Annotated in this window: 24 protein-coding genes; 3 read left to right on the plus strand and 21 right to left on the minus strand. The window is 41.1% G+C overall.

Annotation, left to right across the window (positions count from 1 at the left end; all coding sequences use genetic code 11):
* Positions 1-84 precede the first annotated feature (84 nt).
* From ACRWQM_RS15060 to ACRWQM_RS15070, 3 genes are read left to right on the plus strand one after another with little or no spacing between them, the layout of a single operon-like run.
* Positions 85-432: a PepSY domain-containing protein gene (locus ACRWQM_RS15060; protein ID WP_226411183.1), complete on the plus strand. Its 348-nt coding sequence runs from the start codon at positions 85-87 to the stop codon at positions 430-432.
* Positions 413-1,090, plus strand: coding sequence for a response regulator (locus tag ACRWQM_RS15065; protein ID WP_434930511.1), 678 nt, complete (start codon positions 413-415; stop codon positions 1,088-1,090). The genes ACRWQM_RS15060 and ACRWQM_RS15065 overlap by 20 nt, the downstream gene beginning before the upstream one ends.
* Positions 1,087-2,436, plus strand: a complete 1,350-nt coding sequence (locus ACRWQM_RS15070) for an ATP-binding protein (protein WP_434930512.1) — start codon at positions 1,087-1,089, stop codon at positions 2,434-2,436. Before ACRWQM_RS15065 ends, ACRWQM_RS15070 begins: the two co-directional genes overlap by 4 nt.
* A 73-nt stretch (positions 2,437-2,509) precedes the next feature.
* Here the strand turns inward: ACRWQM_RS15070 and ACRWQM_RS15075 are convergent, their stop codons facing one another.
* The 21 genes from ACRWQM_RS15075 to ACRWQM_RS15175 form a co-directional block, all read right to left on the minus strand.
* Entirely contained in the window at positions 2,510-3,310 is an 801-nt protein-coding gene (locus ACRWQM_RS15075; RefSeq protein WP_434930513.1) for a DUF1338 domain-containing protein, read from the minus strand.
* 127 nt (positions 3,311-3,437) lie between these two features.
* Positions 3,438-4,898 (minus strand): succinylglutamate-semialdehyde dehydrogenase, encoded by a 1,461-nt coding sequence (gene astD / locus ACRWQM_RS15080; RefSeq protein ID WP_434930514.1) that lies wholly within the window; start codon positions 4,896-4,898, stop codon positions 3,438-3,440.
* Positions 4,899-4,907: 9 nt separating this feature from the next.
* Entirely contained in the window at positions 4,908-5,927 is a 1,020-nt protein-coding gene (astA, locus tag ACRWQM_RS15085; RefSeq protein WP_434928267.1) for an arginine N-succinyltransferase, read from the minus strand.
* Between the two features lie 110 nt (positions 5,928-6,037).
* Complete coding sequence (locus tag ACRWQM_RS15090; protein ID WP_434930515.1) at positions 6,038-7,255, minus strand: aspartate aminotransferase family protein; 1,218 nt, start codon at positions 7,253-7,255, stop codon at positions 6,038-6,040.
* A gap of 348 nt (positions 7,256-7,603) precedes the next feature.
* Complete coding sequence (locus ACRWQM_RS15095; protein ID WP_434930516.1) at positions 7,604-8,746, minus strand: HDOD domain-containing protein; 1,143 nt, start codon at positions 8,744-8,746, stop codon at positions 7,604-7,606.
* A gap of 83 nt (positions 8,747-8,829) precedes the next feature.
* Positions 8,830-11,337, minus strand: a complete 2,508-nt coding sequence (locus ACRWQM_RS15100) for a prolyl oligopeptidase family serine peptidase (protein WP_434930517.1) — start codon at positions 11,335-11,337, stop codon at positions 8,830-8,832.
* 135 nt (positions 11,338-11,472) lie between these two features.
* Positions 11,473-12,042, minus strand: a complete 570-nt coding sequence (locus tag ACRWQM_RS15105; RefSeq protein ID WP_434928263.1) for an anthranilate synthase component II — start codon at positions 12,040-12,042, stop codon at positions 11,473-11,475.
* A 77-nt stretch (positions 12,043-12,119) separates the two neighbouring features.
* Positions 12,120-12,572 (minus strand): ClpXP protease specificity-enhancing factor, encoded by a 453-nt coding sequence (locus tag ACRWQM_RS15110; protein ID WP_434928262.1) that lies wholly within the window; start codon positions 12,570-12,572, stop codon positions 12,120-12,122.
* A complete protein-coding gene (sspA, locus tag ACRWQM_RS15115; RefSeq protein ID WP_226411205.1) occupies positions 12,572-13,201 on the minus strand; it encodes a stringent starvation protein SspA in 630 nt (209 codons plus the stop codon). Before sspA ends, ACRWQM_RS15110 begins: the two co-directional genes overlap by 1 nt.
* A 95-nt stretch (positions 13,202-13,296) precedes the next feature.
* Positions 13,297-13,995 carry a cytochrome c1 gene (locus tag ACRWQM_RS15120; RefSeq protein WP_434928261.1) on the minus strand — a complete coding sequence of 233 codons (699 nt, stop codon included), beginning with the start codon at positions 13,993-13,995 and terminating at the stop codon, positions 13,297-13,299.
* Entirely contained in the window at positions 13,995-15,209 is a 1,215-nt protein-coding gene (locus tag ACRWQM_RS15125) for a cytochrome b (RefSeq protein ID WP_434928260.1), read from the minus strand. Before ACRWQM_RS15125 ends, ACRWQM_RS15120 begins: the two co-directional genes overlap by 1 nt.
* The gene (gene petA / locus ACRWQM_RS15130) at positions 15,209-15,799 is read right to left on the minus strand and encodes a ubiquinol-cytochrome c reductase iron-sulfur subunit (RefSeq protein ID WP_226411210.1); all 591 of its coding nucleotides are present in this window, start codon (positions 15,797-15,799) and stop codon (positions 15,209-15,211) included. The genes ACRWQM_RS15125 and petA overlap by 1 nt, the downstream gene beginning before the upstream one ends.
* Positions 15,800-16,209: 410 nt before the next feature.
* Entirely contained in the window at positions 16,210-17,100 is an 891-nt protein-coding gene (hflC, locus tag ACRWQM_RS15135; protein ID WP_434928259.1) for a protease modulator HflC, read from the minus strand.
* A 3-nt stretch (positions 17,101-17,103) separates the two neighbouring features.
* The gene (gene hflK, locus ACRWQM_RS15140) at positions 17,104-18,261 is read right to left on the minus strand and encodes an FtsH protease activity modulator HflK (RefSeq protein WP_434930518.1); all 1,158 of its coding nucleotides are present in this window, start codon (positions 18,259-18,261) and stop codon (positions 17,104-17,106) included.
* Between the two features lie 33 nt (positions 18,262-18,294).
* Positions 18,295-19,602: a ribosome rescue GTPase HflX gene (gene hflX, locus ACRWQM_RS15145; RefSeq protein ID WP_434928257.1), complete on the minus strand. Its 1,308-nt coding sequence runs from the start codon at positions 19,600-19,602 to the stop codon at positions 18,295-18,297.
* Between the two features lie 24 nt (positions 19,603-19,626).
* A complete protein-coding gene (gene hfq, locus ACRWQM_RS15150; protein WP_434928256.1) occupies positions 19,627-19,884 on the minus strand; it encodes an RNA chaperone Hfq in 258 nt (85 codons plus the stop codon).
* 83 nt (positions 19,885-19,967) lie between these two features.
* Complete coding sequence (gene miaA, locus ACRWQM_RS15155; RefSeq protein WP_434930519.1) at positions 19,968-20,894, minus strand: tRNA (adenosine(37)-N6)-dimethylallyltransferase MiaA; 927 nt, start codon at positions 20,892-20,894, stop codon at positions 19,968-19,970.
* Positions 20,891-22,852, minus strand: coding sequence for a DNA mismatch repair endonuclease MutL (gene mutL / locus ACRWQM_RS15160; protein ID WP_434930520.1), 1,962 nt, complete (start codon positions 22,850-22,852; stop codon positions 20,891-20,893). Before mutL ends, miaA begins: the two co-directional genes overlap by 4 nt.
* Positions 22,852-24,174 (minus strand): N-acetylmuramoyl-L-alanine amidase, encoded by a 1,323-nt coding sequence (locus tag ACRWQM_RS15165; protein ID WP_434930521.1) that lies wholly within the window; start codon positions 24,172-24,174, stop codon positions 22,852-22,854. Before ACRWQM_RS15165 ends, mutL begins: the two co-directional genes overlap by 1 nt.
* Positions 24,175-24,176: 2 nt before the next feature.
* Complete coding sequence (gene tsaE, locus ACRWQM_RS15170; protein WP_226411225.1) at positions 24,177-24,635, minus strand: tRNA (adenosine(37)-N6)-threonylcarbamoyltransferase complex ATPase subunit type 1 TsaE; 459 nt, start codon at positions 24,633-24,635, stop codon at positions 24,177-24,179.
* Positions 24,636-24,799: 164 nt separating this feature from the next.
* Complete coding sequence (locus ACRWQM_RS15175; protein WP_434928252.1) at positions 24,800-25,255, minus strand: hypothetical protein; 456 nt, start codon at positions 25,253-25,255, stop codon at positions 24,800-24,802.
* Positions 25,256-25,349 lie beyond the last annotated feature (94 nt).

The raw sequence follows: 25,349 nt of genomic DNA on the forward strand, positions 1-25,349 counted from the left end.
TAAGCTTCAGCTTGATTTAAGCCAAGATTATTAAAGTGGTGTCAGTTTATCTGCACACCACTTTTTTTATGCCTTGGAGAGAGTATGTCCATGTTTATCACTATTGGCTTATTCAGCCTTAGCACATTAAACGCTAACTTCAATAATACTCAAACCTTGTATGAGGCAGACCATAATCATGTTCAAAAACTGGTGAGTGCAGGCCATATACGTTCTTTAGATGAATGCCTTAACTGGCTAGCTCAATATTGTGATGTTCAGCTAGTAGATGCACAATTATTTCAAGAAAAAGATAAGTGGCGGTATAATTTACAGCTAAAATTAAAACAAGGCCACACTGTAAATCTGCAATTTGATGCACAAAGTGGTACTCTAAATTCGTTAACTCAATTACCTAGTGAATGCACGCAACATGAAACTGCTACTCGTTGAAGATAATCCACTTTTAGTGGCTGAATTAGAAAAGCAACTTAAACAAGCCGGCTATGTTACCGATGTAACAGATAAAGCGGTTGAAGCTGACTATCTTATCAAAGAAACTCAATATGATTGTGTGATACTCGATATTGGTTTACCCGATGGAAATGGGTTAAATCTTATCACTAGTTGGCGTGAAAAAGGCATAGTCACACCAGTAATAATGCTCACAGCACGATCACAGTGGCACGAGAAAGTAGAAGGATTTAATGCTGGTGCGGACGATTACCTTGGCAAGCCATTCCATACTCAAGAATTACTTGCTCGCATACAAGCACTGATAAACCGTGCCCATGGCCGAGCAAATACTGCCTCAAAACAGCTTTGCTACTCAGGTATTACATTAGATGAAAACGAGCAAAAAGTGATTGTGGCGGATCAAGAGTTTGAACTAACAGCAATGGAATTCAGGCTGCTTAAAATATTTCTGATGTCACCCAAAAAATTACTATCAAAAACACAGCTAACCGATAAGTTGTATCAATTTGACGATGAAAAAGAAAGTAATGTGGTAGAAGTCTATGTGACTCACTTGCGCAAAAAACTGGGTAAAACAGCGATTGAAACACGCCGAGGACAGGGATATATCTTCCATGGCATAATCGAACAATGATCTCGATTCGCTCTAAGCTCAGCCTATGGTTAACCGGGTTAATCATATTAAGCACGATTATTGGATTAATATTGTTTGAATCTATGCTTAGAGAAGCATTTCACGATTCTATTATTAACCGCTTAGAAGAAGATCTTGAACATGTCATTCTGGCCACTCGATTACAAGATGGTCAAATAGAGATCGATCATCAACAACTGTCTAGTTTTTACAAACCAGCCTATTCAGGCCGTTATTTCCAACTTAATTTACCAAACCAGGTGATTAGGTCTCGCTCACTGTGGGACGTTGAGTTAGAAATAGAACCATTAGCCGATTCACAAAAACGTGTCTGGCAGGCAAAAGGCCCGAAAAATAACGATATGCAGTTGCTATCTATTGGCATTGGATCTGATGACACCCCTAATACGGCCACATTAACCGTGGCCCAGGATTTAAGCATAGGTAGGCGGGTATTTAGTGAGGTTTTTGGCACTAAACTGGCAATTAATATTGGTATGCTATTGGCAATGATAGCGGGTATTTTTATTATTCTACGTCAGTCTTTTAAACCGGTAAAAAAGATACAGCAGTCGTTAGCCAAATTACGCCAAGGGGAAATCAGCGCCCTAGAGACTCAACATATACCTTCAGAAATAAAACCCTTAGCAGAAACCTATAACCAGCTACTCGACTATACCGCCAAACAGATTGAACGTAGCCGTAACAATCTAGGTAACTTAAGCCACGGGTTAAAGACCCCCTTAGCTATTATGCAGCAGCAAGTAGAAGCCTTAGGATTAACAGATCCAGATGCGGCAATAGCAATGCAACAGCAGTTAGACCAAATCAGAAAAATGATTGAAAGAAAGCTTGCTGCTGCAAGAGTCACCGGCGATATGCTTCCTGCCGCTCAAATGACTGTCGATAAAGATTTTACCAGTTTACTGAATACCCTTAAAAAAGTGTATCGGCATAAAACTGTGATTGAGAATATTCATAACCCGCAACAGTTATCACGTATTCCTATTCACCGTGAGGATGGAATGGAGCTGTTTGGTAATTTACTTGATAATGCATTTAAATGGACAGATTCCTGTGTGCAATTATCATTAAAAAAACAGCACAATCATTCAATTACTATCACAGTCGAAGACGACGGTTCAGGCGTACAACAAGATCAATTAGCTTTGTTAACCGCCAGAGGAAAACGCTTAGACGAGGATGTTATGGGCCATGGCTTAGGTTTATCTATAGTGAAGGAAATTTGCGAGCAGTATGGCTTTCAGCTGCAATTTAACGCCAGTGAACATTTAAGCGGCTTGGCGGTATCCATTGTTATTCCACTCAATAAGCCAGCAATCTAAAACCGAATAAGCGCACAAACGCTGGACATAAAAAAGCCTCACAAAGTGAGGCTTTTAGTAAACCGAATATCGATTACATCATCGCATTAGTACTTTCAAAAATCTTATCAGCAGACGCCGCAACAAATCCAGTATATAGCTTACCATTGTCCATTGGATAACGGCGGGCAAATTCATAAAAACAACTTGGAATTTCTGCATCACCATCGGTAAAGCTAACAACCACTTTATCTGCCATGGTAGAAGATTGCTCTAATAACACTTCAGGTGTGCCTTTGATTTCACCACCAGAAGCATTAAGTAAAAAGCCTGCGTCTTTCAAAGCTTGGTTCACATCTTCGATGCGCTCAAACTCTGGTAAATCATTTATTGATACTGTGAAATGGTTTGCTCTATAACCAATAGCAGCAACCCAGGCCGCATATTCACTTTCAGCCAGTAATGCTTGATAAGTGGCTTTATCAAGCTGCCAGTGACGGCCTGAATAGATGAAGTTATCTGCAACGGTTGCAGCAACATCAATCTGCTCAATAAAGCCTTTAATGGTTTGTTGCAGCGCAGGGCTAAACTCTTCCACTAACAATTCAGAAATAAACACTTTAGGTTGGCTTGGATCTGGATGTTCAAAATGCTTCGCTATCAGCTTTTTCTGCTCAAACTTGTAGTCACCGCAATCAACATAACCAATAGAGGTAAAATGCTTGGCCAGCACACTAAGATTCACTTTATCAATGTTAAACGTACGCAGAGCGATATGATCATTAATGATCGGCGCACCTTTACTCAGCAATTGGTGAATTTTGGCTGCTGATGGGGTCATTTTTATATAGTCTTGCCAGATAGCCGCAAATAACGAATTGACGTCAGTATGCATGGTAAAATCCTTCTAAAAAGCAGATCTTAATTGAGGTCGGGCAATAAGAATCTGTTAAATCACGCTAATTGCGCTTCAAGTATTTGCTTAAAGCGCGCTGGAACTTTGTCTAAAAATCTGACTAAAGTTAAATCGATAAACCAGGGCTTAAACTCGCTGGAAAACTGACACTATCAGCTTCCATCGAAGCCACAGGGTAAGCACAGTAATCAGCAGCATAGAATGCGCTAGCTCGGTGATTACCTGAAGCACCAATACCACCAAACGGTGCAGCACCAGAAGCACCAGTAATTTGTTTGTTCCAGTTAACAATGCCTGCACGAATACGCGCTAAGAAGTAATCGTAATCTTCTCTGCTGTCAGCTAATAAGCCAGCTGACAAACCATAACGGGTATCATTTGCAAGACGAATTGCTTCATCAAAATCACTGTAGCGAACTAACTGCAGTAAAGGTCCAAAATACTCATCATCTGGCAGTTTGGCTATCGCCGATACGTCAATCAAACCAGGAGAGACAATGCCCGTACCTGCTTCAACTTGTTTCAGTTCAATCAAGGACACGCCACCTAAAGATTGCAATGTCGCTTGCGCAGCAACCATGCCACGCGCTGCCGTTTCAGAGATCATTGATCCCATAAATGGCTGTGGCTGAGCATTCCAGGCACCGACTTTAATTTGTTTTACAGCAACGATAAGTGCAGCAATTAACGCATCGCCTTGAGCACCTGTTTCAACATATAAACGACGAGCACAAGTACAACGCTGGCCTGATGAAATATAGGCTGACTGAATAATATCGTGAACTGCCGCTTTAGTATCGCTAACGCCTTTAATGATTAACGGATTATTACCGCCCATTTCTAAGGCTAATATTTTACCTGGATGACCGGCATATTGTTGATGCAATATATGACCAGTTCGTGAACTACCTGTAAAGAATAAACCATCAATTTGAGGGTGAGAAGCAAGTGCTTTACCGGTATCAACTTCACCTTGAACCAGGTTAATAATCCCTTTTGGTAAGCCTGCTTTTTCCCAGCACTTTAGCATTAACTCAGCGACTTTAGGCGTTAATTCAGATGGCTTGAATACAACAGTATTACCCGCTAATAAGGCCGGTACGATATGACCATTAGGTAAGTGCCCAGGAAAATTATACGGGCCAAACACAGCAACAACACCGTGAGGCTTATGACGTAATACTGCACGACCTGCGGGTAAATCATTGGTCTCAGTGCCAGTGCGCTTGTCATGGGCTTTAGCTGACAAACCAATTTTGCCAATCATAGCGGCTGCTTCTGTCGCGGTTTCCCACTGTGGTTTACCCGTTTCTTGGGCAATAGTTTCAGCCATTTCAGCTTTATGGGCTTCTAACTGATCACGGTAAGCTTCAACAATCGCTAAACGGCCTTGATAGCCTAGCATAAACCAATCAAACTGTGCAGCACGTGCGGCGTCAACCGCGCTGTCTACTTGAGCTGCAGTGGCTGTTTTGCCGTGCCAAATAACTTCGCCGTTGGCTGGGTTAATTGATTGCACATCATGGCCTTCGCCAGCTAACCATTTACCTTGAATAAATTGAGTCATCGTATATTCCTATAATGAAAGCACGCGAATTTGTTGACCGTCTTCCACCATTAGCCCTTGGGCAAGTTCTGGTGATAGAACAACATTATCGTGCTCATCAGATACTTTTAGCTTTGCCGCGGTTGCGCGATAATCTGCTAGTTTAGTATTTGAAATTATGAATTGGGTGTCGGTATGATGCGCTTTGCCAATTTCAACGGTTAATAAACGACTGCGTTTAACCGACTTAATATCGTTCAATCCACATTCAACCGTTGGGCCACCATCAAAAATATCGACATAGTTCCTAAACTTAAAGCCTTCAGCTTGCAGTAAACGCAAAGCTGGCTTGGTGTTGTGATGTACTTCACCAATCACTTTCTGGGCTTTTTTAGGCAGTAAGCACACATAAACTGGGTTGCGCGGCATCATTTCGGCCATAAAGGCTTTTTTACCTAAACCTGATAAGTAATCAGCTTCAACAAAATCAATGCCAAGAAAATGCTTCTGTAGCCACTGATAAAAAGGCGAGTCACCTTTGTCATCGCTGACCCCACGCATTTCAGCAATCACAGTCTCACCGAAGCGGTGTTTATGCTGCGCCAACAGTAAAAATCGTGAACGCGATAGCATGCGACCATTATTGCCTTTGCGGTATGCATCCTTTAAAAACAAAGTACATAATTCTGCTGCACCAGTGTAATCGTGGCATAACGTCAGGGTTTCAACTTCGTTACGCACAGCAATTTGTTGTGAATGATAGACCTCTGTACCTAGTCGGTAATGATAGAATGCATCTTCCATACCCACTGCGGCTTCAATACCGCAAGTACCTACAACTTGTTGTGTGCTTGTGTCCTCAAGAACCATTAAATAGCTTTCATCAAAAGGCTTATTAACGTCTTTGGAAAAAGATGATTCAGCCCTTGCAATCTTCGAACGCAGTAATTCTTCATTTACTGGTAAAGAAGTAAATCCGTGTCCAGACTCTACAGCAATATCGTAGAGCGCTTGATAATCGTTGGCACGGATCGGACGTATGATTAACATCTAAATCTCCTCATGGTGCAAGATGGATAAGGCGTTAACAACTAAAGTAAACGCCTCTATCTAACACTTACCCAAACAAAAGGAGCGCAGCAAGCTGCACTCCTTTTGTATTAACCTGCAACCACTTTGGCTACAGCACGTTCAAAACGCGCTAAACCTTCAGCGATATCAGCTTCTGGGATAACCAGTGATGGAGCAAAACGAACCACATTGGCACCAGCCATAAGGGTCATAACCCCCTCTGCAACTGACGCGACTAAGAAATCACGGCTACGACCTTCATATTTTTCGTTTAGCACAGCACCTAACAACATACCTTTACCACGGACTTCACTAAATACGTGATACTTTTCATTAATTACCGCTAAACCATCACGGAATAACTGTTCACGATGTTTTACACCGTCTAAGACTTCTTTGGTATTAACGACATCCATTACCGCATTACCTATAGCACAAGCCAATGGATTACCACCGTATGTTGAACCGTGGGTACCTATTTTAAGGTGTGCGGCAATTTTAGCTGTTGTTAGCATAGCTGCGATTGGGAACCCGCCACCTAATGCTTTAGCACTGGTTAAAATATCAGGCACTATATCAGTACCCATATAAGCAAATAATTCACCAGTACGACCTACACCTGTTTGCACTTCATCAAAAATGACCAATGCATCGTGCTTGTCAGCTAGTGCGCGAACCGCTTTTAAGAATTCAGGATCGCCATTGATAATACCGCCCTCGCCTTGTAAAGGTTCAAGCATGATGGCGCAGGTATTGTCAGAAACAACGGCTTCTAATGCTGCGATATCATTGAATGGTACATGAGTGATACTTTGTGGCTTAGGACCAAAACCATCTGAATAAGCCGCTTGACCACCGACAGTGACGGTGAAAAAAGTACGACCATGGAAAGCTTTATCAAAGGCAATAATTTGATCTTTTTGTGGCCCGTGGTTATCTAAAGCATAACGACGTGCTAATTTTAAAGCCGCTTCGTTTGCTTCTGCACCAGAGTTTGCAAAATAAACACGTTCAGCAAACGTAGCGTTAACTAATTTTGTAGCTAACGCTAAAGCTGGCTCGTTCGTCATCACGTTCGATAAATGCCACAGTTTCTCGCCCTGCTCTTTTAACGCTGACACTAATGCAGGATGACAATGTCCTAAACAGTTAACTGCTATACCACCAGCAAAATCGATAAATTCATTACCGTTTTGATCCCAAACACGGCTACCTTCACCTTTAACGGGAATTACCGCTGCAGGCGCATAATTAGGCACCATGACTTCATCAAATTGGGCGCGGTTAAGATTCATTTCAACAGTCATTCCATTTCATCCTTCATTTTGTGTAAACGGCCGCAAAGCCGCTATATATCGTCGTTTTCTTTGTTATATAGTCTTGAAACGACGACTGCTTGTATACAGTATTAGTTATTATTAACGAAAATGTGATCAAAATACCAGTTATCAACAATTAACTTCTGTTAAGACGCGTCTAAAACTGAATAAAGATTGATAAAAATGACTAAACGAAGCGCTTTAATAGGGGCTTTACAGCATAAGTAGTCATAAAAAAAGTTATTTGACTGTTTTTAACGGCACAATTGGTCAATTGTGCATAATTACACACTATTAACATTGTTATATGCATTGTGCTTGGGTAGACGAAGCGAATTAAGTTAGATCTAACTTACGGTAGTTTTGCGCTTTTAGACGGATCACTTCTTGTTGACTAAATTCATAATAATCAAGCATCACTTTTCGCTCTTGTGGTGCGAGTAATTGATGTTCTTCTAATAATATTATTTTAGCAAAGCAACTTGCTTTGGCTACGATAGATGCATCAATCGATAACTCATTAAAATGATAATCTTGATCTAATTCTTTTAAGACTTTGGTAATCGAGCTTTGTTCAAAATCTAGCTGTTCAAGTAATTGCCAGTTTAAGTGATGTCCATGATCAATAACTTGGTTAAATACTTGCTGCGCAGGAAACTCTGTCGCCATCACAGCATCATAAACTTCTTTATCGCGACTACCACTAGCCTCTCTCAGCCAGGTACCCCAATACTTTTCAAATAAACGCGCGCTATTAGATAAAATAACTGAGGTGCCTAATTGATACAAAAGTGCACAGGTGTAGCTGATATGTGTTGGACGGTTATGCAATATCGCTAACGCTTGCGCAGCAATAGCGGTAATCATGCTGTATCGCCATAACTTTCGGGTTGTCCAAAGTAGATTGGCATGGCCACTTGGTAGCCAATTTCTGATACAAAAATAGGGGATCAATAAACGTAAGTTTTCTAAACCGATATAATTCAATATCAATTTAATATCCGTGACCTGTACATCTGAGTTTTTAGGACGTCTATGTGTGGATGCAGGACTATTTATTAAGGTAACAAGATCCCTCGTTAACCAAGGAAGGCTAGCTATAATAGGCCGGATACGATTAATATTAGGATCTTTTTCTAGCAGTAAATCGAGCAATAAAATTTGACTATCTTGTATACCTGAGCTGGCTAACAAGCTGTCAAGGTTGGTTAGCTTATGTTCGAGGGCATTATTCACTGTATCGACAAGTTGAGCAGAAATAGCCTTATAAATAGCTTTAGCTTCTGCCTGCTTATCTAACCTAAGCTGAATAGCTTTACGCTCGATTTCCAATTTATTGGCATCTTGTTCCAGTTTTTCATTAGCATCATCCTCCATGGCGGCCGCTGTATGCTTGCCAACAATAAGGTGTTGATATAGACGTCGTTCAATTTCAATCAATTTACCAGGACGAACGCCACCTGCTGTCGATACTGTCACTCAAATAAATCCTGTAATTAATCATAGGTAACATAATAAAAATTAAGGCTTCCTAAAGGAAGCCTTAATTTGATTAACCAAGGTTATTTCTTTAACTCTTGTTCAAATAGTTTATAAATTCGACGATATTCATCTAACCAGCTTGATGGCTGTTTAAAACCATGGGGTTCGACAGGATAAATTGCCGTTTCAAACATCGGTTTTTCAAGTTCAATTAAACGTTGCACCAAGCGCACGCTATCTTGGAAGAAAACGTTATCATCCAATACACCTGTCATAATCAATAACGGTTTTTGCAATCCATCAGCATGTTCTATTGGCGAACTACGCTCATAGGCAATAGGGTCGATATCCGGTGTATTGAGGATATTAGAGGTATACGGCGCATTATAATGTGCCCAATCCGTTACAGGACGTAATGCAGCCCCTGCCTGAAATAACTCTGGTTCATTAAATAGTGCCATAAAGGTTAAGAAGCCACCGTATGAACCGCCATAAGTACCGACTTTAGCCGCATTAACATTGGCGTTATTTGTCATCCAAGATACACCATCCTTTAAGTCTTCAACTTCAGGGGTACCCATATTACGGTAAACAGCTGTGCGCCAGTCGCGGCCATAACCTTTCGAACCACGAAAATCCATGTCCATCACTACATAGCCCTGTTGCGCTAACATATTGTGGAACATAAATTCACGGAAGTATCCTGAAAAGCCATAATGGGCATTTTGCAGGTAACCCGCACCATGATTAAAAATTACGGCGGGGTATTTGTCTGCGCCCTGAGCCTCGAACCCTTGAGGCAAATACACTCTGGCATAAACTTCACCCGCACCATGATTAGAAGGCACAGCAACCACTTTAGGGGCTTGCCAAGCATATGCTTTGAACGCATCACTTGTGTAATCGGTTAATTGAGAAAGTTTTCCACCAATAGGCTGAAGGTACAACTCGTTAGGTTTAATGAGTGACGAAGCATCAAGTAATAACGATTGCCCATCCGGACTTAATACATACGATAAAGTACCAAACCAGTTAGTCAACTGTTCAATTTTTCCCGATTCAATTTCTACACGGTAAACGTTATAACTACCAGGATGATCGGCATTAGCCCGATACACAATATGCTTAGCGTCTGGCGATAATGTCACATCATCAACCACAAACTTACCTTGAGTCAGTGCTCGTGCTTTTTGGCCCACTGTTTTTACATATAAATGTGAATAACCCGTTTCTTCTGATAAAAAGTAAAAGCTATCAGAGTTAGGCAACCAACCATATTGATTAAAATTATAGTTAACCCATGCATCGTCATGTAAACGATGCTCAGTTGTTAAGGATCCTTTATCTAAATCAACTGAAGCTATCCAGCGATCTTTATTGTCTACGGCTTCAATCATAACAAGCAGTTTATTTTTTGTTGGGTGCCATTGGATCGCGCTTTGGCTCCACTCCCAATCTTGCATTAATTGAATTAAACGTGGTGACTTTTTGCTTTCATATTTCTCACCCTTAGCCACTGCATTTTCTTGTTTAACGTCAGCAAGCACATCTTCATCAAAACCCGTTAGCCCTTCGATGGTAATATCTTTTTTAACATGCTCATTTAAATCTAATAATACTAAACGTTGACCAGGGAATTTATCTTCGGCAACCCTAGACCTCGCTGGCACAGGATCAACATAGCCATCTTGCCCAAGATAATTGGGCATAATGTCGTGCTCGGCTCGCCAGGAATAATTTTTGTCAGTTAAGGCCAAAATGGCATAGCGTCCATCAGCCGACAAACTGATATCAGAAACCACTTCAGAATCACCTAAATACCAGGTCTTGGCAGCAAAGCTAGGATCGGCATCCGCTAACTGTTGTTGGTATTGTTGTTGTGCTTTGGCGTTATCATGCTGCAGTGCAACGTATTCGATTAAACGATGTTGCTGCTTAGCAATATAAGAGCTTGGATCCTGGATTAGTTTAGGCTCATTTGCCATTTGGATATTAGCAATCTGTTCAATCAATCCTGATGACTGATGTAAACGAAAAATATTATTTCCCTGCCAGTAAGCTAAATCACCATTAGAAAGAAAACGCACACCGCTGATGGCAGCATTTTGTTTAGTCACTTGCTTAATTTCACCATCAGTTAAATCTTTAACAAAAAGGTTGCCCTGGTAAAGGTAGGCTTTTTTAGTGCCAGCTAAATTAAGTACCGCGTTTTTTTGATCGGCTAAATGCAGTTGATCTAAATTTAGTTTACTAGCCGTTTTTTGAGCTACACCTTGTAGGTAATAATCCGCTACAGGCGCTTGGTGGACTTGGCGTTTATAATAAACGGACTGGCTATCGTCTGACCAATAAGCATCTTGGGCAAAAATGCCCATCCAATCTGGGTTAGCCATGATTTGGTTTAACGTTAATGGCTGTTCGGCTTTTGGAGGCTGCTCTAAGGCTACTTGAACAGATACGTTATTGTTCAGGGTATTAATTTGAGCAGGAGCTTGTGCTGTAGCACTGCATCCACTCACAAGTGCCAGTGTTAACGCACTAAAAGCAAAACGACGAATGAAAGGCGAAGTGATCGCAAAACCAGACATAATTATCCCTATAATGATGATGTTATTATTTTAGGGATACTTTATAGCACAAGTGTATACGATATTTCGCGCAGATTTATGGGGAAAGTTGTAACAGAATGACTTTATAAATCACATTATAAAGCTACTTTTACATCATTGGCGCAGAAAATTAGCCAACAATTCATGACCCTGTTCGGTCAATATTGCCTCAGGATGAAATTGAACACTGTAAAGCGGCATATTAAGATGACTCATGCCCATTATTTCACAGCCATGAATGGGGTCATCAAACCAAGCATCAAGAACAAAACCTTCCGGCAATGCATCAACAAGTAATGAATGATAACGAGCAACGGTTAACGGCTGATTTAACCCTTGAAATAAACCTTTTCCCGTATGCTTTATTGCACTAGTTTTTCCATGCATAACCCGTTTTGCGCGTACCACATTAGCACCGAAAACCTGCGCAATAACTTGATGGCCTAAACACACACCAAGAATAGGTAACTTGCCGGCAAAATGGCGAACAACATCGAGTGAAACTCCAGCCTCATTAGGGGAACAGGGGCCGGGTGATATCACAATGTGCGTCGGTGATATACTCTCTATATCAGCAAGTGTAATTTCGTCATTTCGCTTAACCACAATATCTTCACCTAGTGCTTGAAAGTATTGCACTAAATTAAAGGTAAAAGAATCGTAATTATCTATCATTAGCAACATGTAACTGTCCAACTGAGTGGATATAACACCATTAAAAAAACCAGCCAAAGGGCTGGTTTTTAGTAGACCTTATGTTGTTATTTTACAACAGTGAGGTGGCTTTTACGCTTAGGTTTTTCATCAGTTTTTTCTGGTACTGATTTATCTATCGTAGTATCAACAGAAGTTAAACCTGGTGATGTCACTTTAGTTTCATCATCAATAATATAAGCATCTTCTATATCAAATACGGTACCAGAACCATTTTCACGCGCGTAGATAGCAATAATAGATGCCATAGGCAAGTAAACTTGCTGAGGTACGCCGCCAAAACGGGCACTGAATTCAACTGCGTCATTATTCATTTGTAAATTAACCACAGCACCTGTGGCGATATTTAATACAATTTGCCCATCTTTAACAAATTGCTGAGGTACTTGAGTATCTTTTACAAATGCATCAACCACAACATGCGGCGTAAAGTGGTTATCCATCAACCACTCATAATAAGCCCGCAATAAATAAGGACGATTTGGAGTAATGCTTTTCATTACATACCCATGCGCATTTCGCGCTCAGCCTCTGTTAATGATGCTTTAAATGATTCACGCTCAAAAATACGGGTCATATAAGCATTAATTTCTTTGGCAGTACGAGGATCTAAATTGATACCTAATACAGGCAGACGCCACAATAGTGGGCCTAAATAACAGTCAGCTAAACCAAAGTCTTCGTTCATGAAGTAAGGCATTTCAGCAAATACTGGTGCCAATGCAACTAAACTTTCAGTTAACTCTTTACGAGCAGCATCAGCTTTATCACCATTGCGAATACGATCAACAAGTACGTACCAATCGGTATCGATGCGATGCATCATCAAGCGGCTTTGACCACGTGATACAGGGTAAACAGGCATAAGTGGTGGATGCGGGAAACGCTCGTCCAAATATTCCATGATGATACGAGATTCATATAACACTAATTCGCGGTCAACTAACGTTGGCACAGAGTTATATGGATTTACTTCAAGTAAATCTTCTGGCATTTCACTTGGGTCCACCTGTAAAACATCAACGGTAACCCCTTTCTCAGCCAATACGATACGCACTTGATGGCTATATAAATCATCGGCACCTGAAAACAGTGTCATGATAGAGCGTTTGTTGGCAGCTACAGCCATTTATACTCTCCAGAAATCTAAAAAAACAAAACAAACGAGGGGCTAAGCCCCTCGTTTACATTACGCGGATAATACATTTTACCCGTTATTTGATGCTAGTGCACATCTTTCCAGTATTCTTTCTTCAACAAGTAAGCAATGATGAAGAAAATAAACAGGAATCCGAGTACCCACCAACCTAATGCTTCACGCTCTAACTTAACAGGGTCGCCCGAATAAACTAGGAAACCGGTTAAGTCACGTACAGCTTGGTCGTACTCTTCAGCAGACATTGAACCACCTGTAGTCACTAGATTACCATGTTCATCTTTTACACTAAGACCTTGAAGTTCTTGTAAAACATGCGGCATACCGACTAGTGGAAATACTGTGTTATTAACACCAAATGGACGGCTTTCATCAGCGTAGAAACCTTTTAGGTAAGTATAAACCCAATCGGCACCACGTACGCGAGCAACTAAGGTCAGGTCTGGTGGCGCTGCACCAAACCATTTAGCCGCATCAACCGTAGGAATGGCGTTTTCCATTAATTCACCCGTTTTAGCATCGGTGAACATGTACTTGTTACGCATATCGTCTGTTGAAATACCTAAATCGGTAGCAACACGGTCATAACGTTGGTACTGAGTACTGTGACAACCAGAGCAATAATGTTGGAATAAATCCAAACCACGCTCTAATGATGCTTTGTCATGCAGGTCAACGTTAGCACTTTCTAAATCAACTTCATGTCCACCTGCTGCCATTGCGAGCGATGGCAACAATGTAACTAATGCTATTAATAACTTTTTCATTAGTGAGTCACCCTCGTAGGTACTGGCTTTGTTTTCTCATTCTTACTGTAGACCCATAGGGCTACGAAGAAACCAAAGTAAGTGAAAGTGAATATACGTGCCGCAATAGTTAACTCAGGAGTTGCAGGAACCACACCTAAATAACCTAATATGATGAACGACACAGTAAACTGAGCAATGTTAATCTTGTGGATCATGCTGCGATAGCGAATAGACTTCACTCTACAACGGTCAATCCAAGGCAGAATAAATAATACTGCAATAGACAGTCCCATAGCGACAACACCCAATAACTTATCAGGAACTGCACGTAAAATTGCATAGAATGGTGTGAAGTACCAAACAGGTGCTATATGAGCAGGAGTTTTCATTGGGTTAGCCGCTTCAAAGTTTGGCTTCTCAAGGAAGTATCCGCCGCCTTCAGGCATGAAGAACAACACATAACAGAACACGATTAAGAAACCTGCTACACCCATAATATCTTTTACAGTGTAGTAAGGGTGGAATGGAATACCATCAATAGGCCATCCGTTCTCATCTTTGTTCTTTTTAATTTCAACGCCATCAGGGTTATTTGAGCCGACCTCATGCAAGGCTATTAAGTGTAAGAACACTAATACAACCAATACAAGTGGAAGCGCAATAACGTGTAACGCGAAGAAACGGTTTAGTGTTGCACCCGAAATAACATAATCACCACGGATCCAAAGTGTCAGGTCATCACCAATAAAGGGAATAGCACCAAACAATGAAATAATTACCTGCGCACCCCAGTAAGACATTTGTCCCCAAGGTAATAAGTAACCCATGAAAGCTTCAGCCATCAGCACAAGGAAAATCAACATACCAAACAGCCATAATAGCTCTCTTGGTTTTTGATATGAACCGTAGATTAATCCGCGGAACATGTGCATATAGATAACAAAGAAGAACGCCGATGCACCCGTAGAGTGCATATAACGTAACAACCAACCGTACTCAACATCACGCATGATGTATTCAACTGAAGCAAAAGCACCTTCAGCTGTTGGTACGTAATTCATCGTTAACCAAATACCCGTAAGCAACTGGTTAACTAGAACTAATAATGCTAATGAACCAAAAAAGTACCAAAAGTTAAAGTTCTTTGGTGTCGCATACTGCCCTATATGACGGTTATAGGTAGCCGTCATTGGAATGCGCGCATCGATCCAATCAATAATGTTCTTAACCATTACGCAGCTCCCGTATCTTCACCGATAATTACGTTGGCATCATCGATATATTTATGCGGCGGGACTACGAGGTTCAATGGAGCAGGAACACCCGAAAACACGCGACCAGCCATGTCAAACTTAGAACCATGACATGGACAAAAGAAACCAGATGTAACACCCTCAACCTGCTCACCAAATGAATCAGGCAAATAAGTTGGAGAACATCCTAAATGGGTACAAATACCAACAGCAATAAAAAATTCAGGCTTGATAGAACGTGCAGGGTTAGTTGCATATTCTGGCTGCTGCATTTCTTCAGATGCTGGGTCACGTAGTTGGCTGTCTAAAGTTTGAAGAGTATTTAGTACAGCTTCTGTACGACGAACTACCCAAACCGGTTTTCCGCGCCATTCAACACGAATTAACTGACCTGGCTCTACTTTACTAATATTTACTTCGACCGGCGCACCTGCAGCTTTCGCTTTGGCACTCGGATTCCATGACTTTATGAAAGGAACCGCTACAGCAACGGCTCCTGCACCACCAACTACGGCGGTTGCGGCTGTCAGGAATCTGCGACGTCCGGTATCGACTGGCGCATTGCTCATCCACTTATCTCCCAGAGGGTGTTGGAATTTTTATATTTCAATAGTTTAACCTCTAAAAAAGGTAGTGTTAAACTATCATAGTTTGAGGCAGGGCTCATTATAGCGAAAAATTAGAAGCAGATCATAGAGAAAACACACAACTAAATTGCGGATTAAGCCTCTTTGGCTTAAAAATGTTATTTTTTTTGCTTTGAAGATGTTTTTTTTGTGTCAAAAAGACAAGGTAAAAACTAGCTAACATACTGGTTTAAATCACTATATAGTTAACAAAGTTTAACTAATTTAGTTAAAGGTAGTAGGATGAAAAAAATAATTATTTTTATATAAAACGATCAATAATCCTACCGCACTTAGGACACAAAAAAGCCCGATATTCATCGGGCTTTTACTCGCAAACTAACAAGTTAGCTTTATTTTCCGTCCATCGACTTCATGTACTTGAAAAAATCACTTTCAGGTTCTAACACCATAATATCTGAATTACCGGAAAAACTTTCTTTGTAAGCTTCTAAGCTACGTAAAAAGCCGTAAAACTCAGCATCTTTGTTATAAGCATCAGCGTAAATCTTAGCCGCTAGCGCATCACCTTCACCACGAATAGTTAATGCATTACGTTCAGCGCCTGCGACTTTAACAGTCACACCGGCATCAGTCGTTGCACGGATGATTTCAGCTTGCTCTTTACCTTGAGCACGATGCTCTTTTGCCACAGCTTGACGCTCAGCACGCATACGTTGGTAAATACTATTACTCACGTTTGCAGGTAAGTTGATTTGCTTAACACGTACATCAACCACTTCAATACCCAAATTTGCAGCACTTTCAGAAGCATTAGTTAACGCATCAATTTGCAGTTCATCGCGCTTTCCAGAGACAATTTCTTTAATTGTACGGCGACCAAACTCAGTACGTAAGTCGTTACTGATTTTTGCTTGTAATAGCTTTTCCGCGTTGGCTTTAATACCTGCGTTTGTTGAAAGATAATACTTTTCAAAATCACTAATACGCCATTTAACGTATGAATCAACCATTAGATCTTTCTTTTCAGAAGTCACAAAACGATCTGCAGCGCCATCTAGAGTTTGAATGCGGGCATCCATGTATCTAGGTTTATCAATAACAGGCCACTTAAAGTGTAATCCTGGAATGAAGACACGCGTAACGTCCTCGCCATCGATATTGTCTTTAACAACTTTACCAAAACGAGAAACTATCGCACGCTCGCCTTCATTGACAACCATGACAGATGAAAAACCAAGACCTAAGATAACAACAAGAAGAATTAAACCTAATCTACCCATGAGTTATCCCCTCCCTTGACGAGTGCGTTCTTCACGAGATAAGCGTCCATCCGTAGGAACACTTGTCATCGGGATATTGGCACTACCTGATACTGAATTAATATGACGCTCAACTTCTGGCTCACCGGCTTTACCGTCAGCTTTATTGTTGTTCATCAGCTTATCTAATGGTAAATACATTAGATTACCGTTGTTTTTAGCATCAATTAATACTTTGTTGGTACCAGACATCACTTCTTGCATTGCGTCTAAATACAAACGCGTACGAGTTACACTTGGTGCAGCTTTATATTCAGGTAATAACTTCTCAAATCGAGCGACTTTACCTTCAGCTTCAAGTACAACACGTTGTTTGTAAGCATTGGCTTGCTGTGACATACGTTCAACTTGGCCACGAGCTTTTGGCTCAATCTCACGAGAATAAGCTTCTGCTTCACGAATAAAGCGTTGCTCATCTTCCTGCGCAGAAATGGCATCATCAAATGCATCTTTCACTTCTTCAGGAGGACGTGCTGGTAAAAAGTTAACGTCACGAATTTGTAAGCCTATTTTATAAGGCTCAATAATGCGCTCTAACTCTTTCCAGGTATCACGACGAATTGCGTCACGCCCAGTGGTTAAAATGTCATCCATTCGGTTGTGACCAATGACATAACGCAGCGCGCTGTCGGTGGCTTCACGCAAACTGGCGTTGGCATCAACAGCACTGAACAAATATTCATATGCATCTGACACGCTATATTGAACCACAAGCTCAACTTTCACGACGTTTTCATCGGATGTCAGCATACTGCCCGATGCAGGAACCGAACGGAACGTTTCCACATCAACGGTTGTCACTTCATCAATAAAGGTTGCCTTCCAGTGTAAACCTGAGCTCACTTCACCAATGTGTTGACCAAAACGGAGTAATACACCACGCTCAGCTTCTTTAACTGTGTATAGACCAGACAATGCCCAAATAATCAGGGCAATCAAGGCAAACACAATCAATATAGATGAGTTAAATGGCTGACCTGGAGCGCTATTACCGCCCTTGCCACCAAAACGTTTTGATAAGTTACGAAATACTTCGTCTAGATCTGGTGGTCCTTTATCGTTACCACCCTTATTTCCCCAAGGGTCTTTATTTCCCTTGTTACCGGGCTCATTCCAAGCCATTTAGCACTCCATAATTGGATGAAATAAATGAGATTAACAAGAAACGTCTACTTCTGAAGCTTCAAAAATAAATGTCTCTAATTCCCCCTGACTCTGTTTCAGTAATCGGCGCCAATCGGCTTCCGACACGCGAACAGATAAAATACAGTTCCCCAGATCGTCATACTCTTTCTGCTGTATTGCATCCAGTCGATAAAACTGGCCAAGATAATGTCCAGCAGAAGCTGGTATTTTCAAAGTCTGCTCATAAATCACTGTCCCGATCAACTCGGTAATAGCCTGTAAAAGCAGATCAAATCCAATCTGTTTTTGTGCAGATACCCAAACGCGCTCAGGTTTGCCTTCATCGTCATAATCTATACGAGGAGCAAAGTCTTCAAGTAAATCGATCTTATTGCATACGACTAATTGTGTGATTTCATCAGCTTCAATTTCCTCAAGTACGCTTTGTACCTGATCGAAATTTTCGGTCATATTTTCATCAGCACAATCCACTATATGTAATAGTAAATCTGCCTGGCGTGTTTCCTGTAGCGTGGCTTTAAAAGCCGCCACTAGGTCATGGGGTAAATGACGAATAAATCCAACGGTATCAGCTAATATCACTGAACCATCTGGTAAATCTAATTTACGTAGTGTTGGATCAAGTGTCGCAAACAATTGATCCGCTGCATAAACATCAGATAATGTTAACGAATTAAACAATGTCGACTTACCCGCATTGGTATAACCTACTAATGCAACGGTAGCCATATCACTACGTTTGCGAGCTCGGCGACTTTGCTCACGTTGTTTATCTACTTTATCTAGGCGTTTATTAATATTCTTAATGCGGCCTCGCAGTAAACGTCTATCGGTTTCAAGCTGAGTTTCCCCAGGCCCGCGCATACCGATACCGCCTTTTTGTCGCTCAAGGTGAGTCCAACCTCGGATCAGGCGCGTTGACATGTGGCGCAGTTGCGCTAGCTCCACCTGCATCTTACCTTCGTGAGTTCGAGCACGTTGAGCAAAAATATCTAATATTAATGTAGTGCGATCTAACACTCGACATTGGCAAACCACTTCGAGGTTACGCTCTTGAGCTGGGCTCAATGCATGATTGAAAATCACTACATTAGCTTCTGTTGCAGCTACCATGGCTGCTAACTCTTCTGCCTTACCTGAACCGATGAAAAACTTTCGGTCTGGCGAACGACGATTGCCTGTTATTACTCCTACCGAGCGTGCACCTGCAGACTCAACTAATAGTTGTAACTCCAATAAATCTTCACGACGTTCTTCGTCAGAAAATTCGATATGAACAAGTACGGCTGTTTCTCCAGCTTCATAACGATCAAACAAGAAGCAGTATCCTTTTTAAGTTATTTATTCCGTATCATCCTCATCAGAAGCATTTGTGCCTTGATGACTTGTCACATTAAATGGACGGGCTGGAACGACTGTCGAAATGGCATGTTTGTACACCATTTGACTCACTGTGTTTTTCAACAAGATCACGAATTGGTCGAAAGACTCAACCTGTCCCTGAAGCTTAATACCGTTTACTAAGTATATCGAAACGGGTACACGCTCACGACGCAGAGCGTTTAAAAATGGGTCTTGTAAAGATTGCCCCTTAGCCATTTTGTAATTTCCTTTTTCTTTTTAAAATATGTAATTCAAGTTTTATTCTTTAGTTTGAGTATTATACAGTAACAGCTAATTAGCTAGCAGCATTGTCGCATAAGTGTAACTAAATTCATTTCATCGCCACTTTCTAGCCATTGCAATTCAGGCCAACTTCTCAACCATGTTAATTGACGTTTGGCTAATTGCCTAGTGGCAGCGGTAGCTTTTTCGACCATAGTCGCATGATCAACCTCATCATCAAGGTACTCCCAACACTGCCTATAACCGACACAACGCATAGATGGCATATCTAAATGCAAGTCGCCACGGGCCTTTAATTGAGCCACTTCATTGATAAAACCTTGGTCTAACATAAGCAGAAAGCGTTTTGCGATCAACCCATGTAATACCTTTCTATCGCTAGGCGCTATCGCAAATTGTATTACATCATACGGTAGTTCGGCAGACTTAATCTGAGTTAACTCTGTTATCGTCTTACCTGTGATACGAAAAACTTCTAATGCACGCGACAATCTTTGTGGATCATTTTGATGAATTCGCTCACCCGCAACTGGGTCAATTTCACACAGTTGTCGATGTAATGTCTCCCAACCTAGGCTTTCTGCCTCAGTTAAAATTTGTGCTCGTATCGTCTCATCTGCTGCGGGCAAAGGCGATAAACCTTCTAACAATGCTTTGAAATACATCATAGTACCGCCAACTAACAAAGGCGTTTTACCACGGGCAACAATTTGCTCAATCTGTTCTAGTGCATCACGACGAAAGTCAGCCGCGGAATAACTCTCACTAGGGTCTAAAATATCAATCAAACGATGTGGTGCCTGCGCCAACTCTTCAGCTGTTGGCTTTGCGGTACCAATATCCATTTGACGGTAAATCAACGCAGAATCGACTGAAATTAACTCACAGTTATGCTGCTGAGCCATTTGTATGGCCAATGCAGTCTTTCCTGAAGCTGTGGGCCCCATCAAAAAGATGATTTTTGGCCGTTCTACTTTATTCACGCGTTTTCTTTAATCCATGCTTGCCAAGGTAATGCTTTGGCATTGGCTAATATTGTTTGCTGAGTTGCCTCTGTAAGTAGACAAAACTTTTGCCAAATCGTTTGCGGGGCAACAAACTTATCGTTTGATTGCTGTGCAATCCAAAGTGCTAATGCTTCATTATTTGGCTTTACTGCTGCCATCCATTGTAATAGCTCTGGTATCACGGTGGCCAACTGGCTATCTCTCAAATATGGGGGCACTTTTTTGATAATCAACTGCCCGTAGCGAATTGTTAACTCAATACCGAGTTGACGCAAAAAAGGTTCACCCTGTTCAAGTATTAATTGCCAGTCAGGATCGGCTTTTATCGATACAGGCATTAATAGAGGCTGGCCGATTAACCCTGTCGCTAATTTGTGCAAAATTTCCTGTTGAACAACTGTTTTTTGCACTTCAATAATTGGCATTAATTTTAATTCACTTTCAGACACTATGACCCAAAATTGGTTATTTAACACATTCGGCATAGGTTTTACTATTGAAGTATTTGGCTGCATACCGGCAGAATAGTGACTAGTATCTGTATTTTGGCTAACGTCATCGGATACTTGTAGAAGTTGTCCATAACTCTCAATCGTTGTTTGACTGATATGTTTATTAGGGACTTGTGAATATGGCTTAGATGCTGGAGCTTTCTCGTTAGAATTCACATCATAACGAGGTTTAAGGTCAGATGAATATCCGCCAAATGAGTGACTTGCTTGCCCCGGAATATGCATACTGCCGAATTGACTGATGCTATTGGGACGGCCTGCGACATCACTTGAAGCATGATTATGAGATAATTCAGATTTTACCGACTCTGAAAGTGAAAAGTGACCAGCAGTAGACTGAGTTTGCGGATAAGTATTCGCCGCAAAAGCCTCATCACTGTTGACCGAGGTTGCCGAATTTACTGAGTCAGGTACAGAAATAAAATCAAGCGCTTGCACTAAAGCAGACTGCAAAGCTTGTAATATAAAATCATGTACGTAACGTGATTGATGAAACCGTACTTCATGTTTTGCAGGATGCACATTGACATCTACTTGATGTGGGTCTAAATCTAACATCAACACATAACCAGGTTGATGCTCAACTCCTTGCTCTGCAAATGCTTGTTTTACTGCATGATTCACTAGACGATCGCGCACTAAACGGCCATTAACATAAAAATAGCTACTATCACTGATGACATTATCAAACGGCGACTGTAAATAACCTTGTAATGATAGGCCTGCATGCTCACATGACACAGTTAGCGCGTTTTCAGCAAATTGACGGCCACATATCTGACCCAAGCGTTGTTGGTGCTGAATTTCGGTGTTAGCAGGACGATATTGACGGACTAATTTGCCATTATGGGTCAAGGTGAAATGAATATCACATCTCGCGATAGCAATACGTTTTAACCATTCATCAATATGGGTAAACTCTGTTTTATCACTTTTTAAAAAACGTCTTCTTGCTGGAGTGTTAAAAAACAAGTCGACAACATCAATCGTCGAACCTTGAGGGTGCGCCGCCGGCGTCACTTTAACATCCATTTGTGAACCTTCAGCAAAGGCCTGCCAAGCTTCAGTTTGTTCTGCGGTTTTTGAGGTTAACGTCAAGCGTGCAACTGAGCTAATACTCGCCAGTGCTTCACCGCGAAAACCAAAACTCATGATGGCTTCTAAATCATCTAATGTGTGCACTTTAGAAGTGGCATGACGCGACAAGGCTAATGCAAGTTCAGCCTGGGGAATACCGCACCCATTATCACGGATGCGAATCAGCTTACTGCCGCCTTTATCGATTTCGATATCAACCCTTGTAGCCCCTGCATCTAGACTATTCTCGACCAGTTCTTTTACTACCGAAGCTGGGCGCTCAACCACTTCGCCAGCGGCGATTTGGTTTGCAAGTTGAGGGGGAAGGAGTTGGATAGCCATCATTATGCCCTTGGGATCACCAAGTGTTGGCCGATACGCACAACATCTGACCTTAAATTATTTGCCTTTTTAAGATTATTAACACTCACACCATAGCGTTTCGCGATAACCGACAAAGATTCACCGGATTGAACTTTATGCTTAGTATTGGCACTCTGAGACAGTAATGTGCCTGAAGGTGGATTGGTTTCAAAATATCGCACGACACCTTTATGAATAGCATTAGCCAGCTTTTGTTGGTGATTATAATTAACGAGTAGTTTCTCTTCACCTGGGTTTGAGATAAACCCCGTCTCAATCAAAATAGACGGAATATCCGCCGCTTTTAATACCGCCAAACTCGCCGCTTCTGGCTCTTTTTTATGAAGGTGAGTAACGCTACCAAGATCACGCAAAATATCTTTGGCAATATCATTACCCATTACCATCGAATTATTTTTCTGCATGTCGATAAGCGTTTGCACTAAATATTTTTCAACATCAGAATTTTGAATAATATCACCCACACCCCCTAGCAACTCTGAATGCTTTTCTGTTTGCTCAAGTAATCGACCTAATTCACTGTCAGCTCGGCGCATTGATAACACCCACGCCGATGCTCCTCTAGGCTGAGGCGATGTAAATGCGTCAGCATGAATAGATAATAATAAATCCGCTTTACTGCGGCGGGCTAACTCTGAGCGACGGTTTAAGTCAACGAAGTAATCTCCGGTACGCGTCATCACAGCTTGCATACCAGGAGTCGCATTAATTTTATCCGCAAGGCGTTTTGAAATATCGAGTACAACGCGCTTTTCATAAATACCTGTAGGACCAATAGAGCCTGGATCTTCGCCACCGTGCCCAGCATCAATGGCAATAACGATATTACGGTTCGTACCCGAAGAGTGGGTAGTGACTTTAGCTTTTGTTTCTGCGCTAAAGGAATCATCTAAATCCACCACCAAACGATTACCGTATGGAGCTGTTGGAGATAGCGTAAACAAGTTAGATTTTATTGGTTTATTGAGGTCCAAAACTAGCCGTAAAATACCTTTCCCAGGCGATTGACTCACCCTAATACGTTTAATTAATTTACTATTATTGCTTAATCTGTCTAATTGGACTTTATTGCTGGCATTTTTAATATCCACAACGAGTCGTTCAGGATTGGTTAGCGTAAACGATTCATACTGAGGCGCTTGCGATAAGTCAAAAACCACACGAGTTGATTCTGGTGCAGCCCAAATGCGCACACTATCGAGCTCGTTAGCACTGTGTGCTGTAAACGAGGTACTTATTATTACCCAGCAGGTAAGATGAAGAATGGCTTTATGTAGAGTCATTATTATTTTAATTTTTTCAAAATTGTTTGCCCAGAAGCAGACAAAGCGTTAATTTCAATTTCTCGTTGATTATTTTTATAGCGTAAATGCAAATGAAGATCGGCATCAGGCAACATACCCTGCCCATGCTCAGGCCACTCAACCAAACAAATACTGGTTTTATTAAAATAATCACGAATTCCCATAAATTCGAGCTCTTCAGGATCAGCGACACGATATAAGTCAAAATGAAATACATCAAAGCCATCAAACTCATAGGGCTCAACTAAGGTATACGTTGGACTTTTAACCGCGCCTTTATGACCTAAAGATTGAATAATTCCGCGGCTCAAGGTAGTTTTACCTGCGCCTAAGTCTCCAGTTAAAAAAATCGTTAATGGCGGCATTAGTCCTTGAGCAATAAATTGTCCAATTGCCACTGTAGCTTGTTCATTTTCAAGATTTTTAACAATAGAAGTCATATCAAACAGCCAAAAGCATTATAAAAGAGGTTCAAAGCCACAATATACCAGAGTTCTATATTTATCTCCTACAGCTGCATGTGGCTTTTTTCAACAAATAAAAATGCCAGCAATATCATTGCTGGCATTTTTGAGTCAATCAAAAGTTAAATGCTGGCTAAAGCTTAAATATCATCCATACGAAGTACACTGTGTACTAAACGCTTCTGTTGTGTTTTCGCAACATGGATCACATCAAGCAGTGCACTTTTCGCATCATTGCAAGAGGTTAATTCTGCAGTTTTTTCGAGAAACTCAATTAAACGATTTTCAAGATCAAGATGTAACTCTAACACTTGCTCTTCATCCATATTAGCTGGTAAAACAGCTTCATCACAACGCTTAATAAAATCCTCAAAAACAACATCTTGATACCAGGTATCAAGAATTTTAGCTGGCGCATCTTCAATATAGCTTTCTAGCGTATCGTGGATATGCTTCTCATGCTGTTGAAAGTATTCCAACATTAACTTCACGCGAGAAGAGTCTGCGTTACGGTGTAATCGTTTGTACAACTTGCCCATGTTTAATCGACATTTGGCAACATACTCAAGTAATTCACTTAATTGTTGAATACGCATATATCACTACCTCACTTTACAGCCTGAGATTATCAGGGATAACTTAATTAACTTCATTATTAGAAATTTCACTTAACAAGTATTTGAGCAAAGT

The sequence above is a fragment of the Shewanella sp. HL-SH5 genome (assembly GCF_051163755.1).
Taxonomy (GTDB): Bacteria; Pseudomonadota; Gammaproteobacteria; order Enterobacterales; family Shewanellaceae; genus Shewanella; species Shewanella glacialimarina.

Excerpts from the sequence above, each read along its gene's own strand:
- ACRWQM_RS15060 (WP_226411183.1), top strand. The coding sequence starts at position 85 with ATGTCCATGTTTATCACTATTGGCTTATTCAGCCTTAGCACATTAAAC.
- ACRWQM_RS15065 (WP_434930511.1), top strand. The coding sequence starts at position 413 with ATGAAACTGCTACTCGTTGAAGATAATCCACTTTTAGTGGCTGAATTA.
- ACRWQM_RS15070 (WP_434930512.1), top strand. The coding sequence starts at position 1,087 with ATGATCTCGATTCGCTCTAAGCTCAGCCTATGGTTAACCGGGTTAATC.
- ACRWQM_RS15075 (WP_434930513.1), bottom strand. The coding sequence starts at position 3,310 with ATGCATACTGACGTCAATTCGTTATTTGCGGCTATCTGGCAAGACTAT.
- astD (WP_434930514.1), bottom strand. The coding sequence starts at position 4,898 with ATGACTCAATTTATTCAAGGTAAATGGTTAGCTGGCGAAGGCCATGAT.
- astA (WP_434928267.1), bottom strand. The coding sequence starts at position 5,927 with ATGTTAATCATACGTCCGATCCGTGCCAACGATTATCAAGCGCTCTAC.
- ACRWQM_RS15090 (WP_434930515.1), bottom strand. The coding sequence starts at position 7,255 with ATGACTGTTGAAATGAATCTTAACCGCGCCCAATTTGATGAAGTCATG.
- ACRWQM_RS15100 (WP_434930517.1), bottom strand. The coding sequence starts at position 11,337 with ATGTCTGGTTTTGCGATCACTTCGCCTTTCATTCGTCGTTTTGCTTTT.
- ACRWQM_RS15105 (WP_434928263.1), bottom strand. The coding sequence starts at position 12,042 with ATGTTGCTAATGATAGATAATTACGATTCTTTTACCTTTAATTTAGTG.
- ACRWQM_RS15110 (WP_434928262.1), bottom strand. The coding sequence starts at position 12,572 with ATGAAAAGCATTACTCCAAATCGTCCTTATTTATTGCGGGCTTATTAT.
- sspA (WP_226411205.1), bottom strand. The coding sequence starts at position 13,201 with ATGGCTGTAGCTGCCAACAAACGCTCTATCATGACACTGTTTTCAGGT.
- ACRWQM_RS15120 (WP_434928261.1), bottom strand. The coding sequence starts at position 13,995 with ATGAAAAAGTTATTAATAGCATTAGTTACATTGTTGCCATCGCTCGCA.
- ACRWQM_RS15125 (WP_434928260.1), bottom strand. The coding sequence starts at position 15,209 with ATGGTTAAGAACATTATTGATTGGATCGATGCGCGCATTCCAATGACG.
- petA (WP_226411210.1), bottom strand. The coding sequence starts at position 15,799 with ATGAGCAATGCGCCAGTCGATACCGGACGTCGCAGATTCCTGACAGCC.
- hflC (WP_434928259.1), bottom strand. The coding sequence starts at position 17,100 with ATGGGTAGATTAGGTTTAATTCTTCTTGTTGTTATCTTAGGTCTTGGT.
- hflK (WP_434930518.1), bottom strand. The coding sequence starts at position 18,261 with ATGGCTTGGAATGAGCCCGGTAACAAGGGAAATAAAGACCCTTGGGGA.
- hfq (WP_434928256.1), bottom strand. The coding sequence starts at position 19,884 with ATGGCTAAGGGGCAATCTTTACAAGACCCATTTTTAAACGCTCTGCGT.
- mutL (WP_434930520.1), bottom strand. The coding sequence starts at position 22,852 with ATGATGGCTATCCAACTCCTTCCCCCTCAACTTGCAAACCAAATCGCC.
- ACRWQM_RS15165 (WP_434930521.1), bottom strand. The coding sequence starts at position 24,174 with ATGACTCTACATAAAGCCATTCTTCATCTTACCTGCTGGGTAATAATA.
- tsaE (WP_226411225.1), bottom strand. The coding sequence starts at position 24,635 with ATGACTTCTATTGTTAAAAATCTTGAAAATGAACAAGCTACAGTGGCA.
- ACRWQM_RS15175 (WP_434928252.1), bottom strand. The coding sequence starts at position 25,255 with ATGCGTATTCAACAATTAAGTGAATTACTTGAGTATGTTGCCAAATGT.